This window comes from Luteibacter sp. P4_D7_3 (genome assembly GCF_056401735.1).
On the sequence record NZ_JBFUIT010000514.1, the window covers coordinates 1 to 1,700 of the forward strand.

Below are 1,700 nucleotides of genomic sequence, written 5' to 3' on the forward strand. Positions count from 1 at the left end.
ACGCCATGGTGCTGAGCCTGCTGTACAAGGCCAGCCCGAAAGACGTGCGCATGATCATGATCGACCCGAAGATGCTGGAGCTCTCGGTTTACGAGGGCATTCCGCATCTGCTGGCGCCRGTCGTCACGGATATGAAAGAAGCCGCCAACGCCCTGCGCTGGTGCGTGGCCGAGATGGAACGCCGCTACAAGCTCATGGCCGCGGTGGGCGTGCGTAACCTCGGTGGCTTCAACAAGAAAGTGAAGGACGCCGAGAGCAACGGCCAGCCGCTGCTCGATCCGCTGTTCCGCGCCAACCCGGACATGCCGGGCATGGTCGCCGAGCCGCTCGAGCCGCTGCCGCACATCGTCATCATCATCGACGAATTCGCCGACATGATGATGATCGTCGGCAAGAAGGTCGAAGAACTCATCGCGCGTCTGGCGCAGAAGGCGCGCGCCGCGGGCGTGCATCTTATTCTCGCGACGCAGCGTCCGTCGGTGGATGTCATTACCGGCCTGATCAAGGCGAACATCCCCACGCGCATCGCGTTCCAGGTGTCGTCGAAGATCGACTCGCGCACCATTCTCGACCAGTCCGGCGCCGAAGCGCTGCTCGGTCACGGCGACATGCTTTACCTGCCGCCGGGTACGGCGACGCCCGAGCGCGTGCATGGCGCGTTCGTGGACGACCACGAGGTGCATAACGTCGTCGAGTGGCTGCGTGCGCAGGGTGCGCCCAACTACATCACCGGTGTGCTCGAGGAAATCCAGTCCACCTCCGACGGCAAGATCATCAACGATTCCGGCCTGCCGCAGGATGCCGAAGGCGACAGCGACAGCGACAACGCCCTCTACGACCGCGCCGTGCGCGTGGTCACCGAGACGCGTCGCGCGTCCATCTCCGGCGTGCAGCGCCACCTGCGCATCGGCTACAACCGCGCCGCCCGCCTCGTCGAACAGATGGAGCAGGACGGCATCGTCAGCGCGCCGCAACACAACGGCAACCGCGAAGTCCTCGCGCCGCCGCCTCCGAAGGACTGATCCGCCATGAACGACATGAAGCCGGGCGCGCTACGCCAGCGCCCCTGGGGCTTGCTCGTTACCGGTGATCTCGCGCCCACGTCCGAAGTACTGGACGAGGTCGAGAGCATTTTCGAGCTCAACCCATCGATTCCCGGCCTGGAGCTGCGCGCCGACGACGGCCGCGCCTGCTTCGTCACCCGCGACTACCCGGTTGGCCACACCGCCGGCGTGGACGACGCGCTGGAAGTGATCTTCGCCGAACAGGAAGAGATCGCCGAGATCGTGGTGCTGGGCCAGGAAGCCCGGCCGGTGCACCACGCCACCCGCGCGGCGCCGTTCTGGCATCGCGACGGCAAGGCCATTGCCGATATCAGCGAGAAGATGGAGGCAGGGGAGATCAGTCCCGGCGAAGCCATCGACATGCTTAAGTCGCTGTTCGAAACCGATCGCTGACAATCGCGCCGAACCCTACGGAAATCGACTGATGAAACGCTTCCTGCTTGCCGCGACCCTGTCCCTCCTCAGCCTGCCGGCCTTCGCCGCTGCCGGCCCCGCGCGTGAGCGTCTGGATGCGTTTTCCAAAGGCCTGCACTCGGTCACCGGGCGTTTCAGCCAGACCCTGATCAATGCAAACGGCGACCCGGGCAAGACCACCACGGGCACCATGGCGCTGGAAGCACCGCGCCAGTTCCGCTG

3 protein-coding genes are annotated in these 1,700 nt (G+C 65.3%); all 3 read left to right on the forward strand.

The features are described from left to right. Positions 1–1,022: DNA translocase FtsK (locus AC1DSN_RS22195; protein ID WP_477332951.1), on the forward strand; the 1,022-nt coding region annotated here is incomplete at its 5' end. 6 nt (positions 1,023–1,028) lie between these two features. After that, positions 1,029–1,457 carry a hypothetical protein gene (locus AC1DSN_RS22200; protein WP_477297465.1) on the forward strand — a complete coding sequence of 143 codons (429 nt, stop codon included), beginning with the start codon at positions 1,029–1,031 and terminating at the stop codon, positions 1,455–1,457. Between the two features lie 31 nt (positions 1,458–1,488). Continuing rightward, a partial coding sequence (locus AC1DSN_RS22205) for a LolA family protein (RefSeq protein WP_477332953.1) occupies positions 1,489–1,700 on the forward strand: 212 nt, incomplete at its 3' end.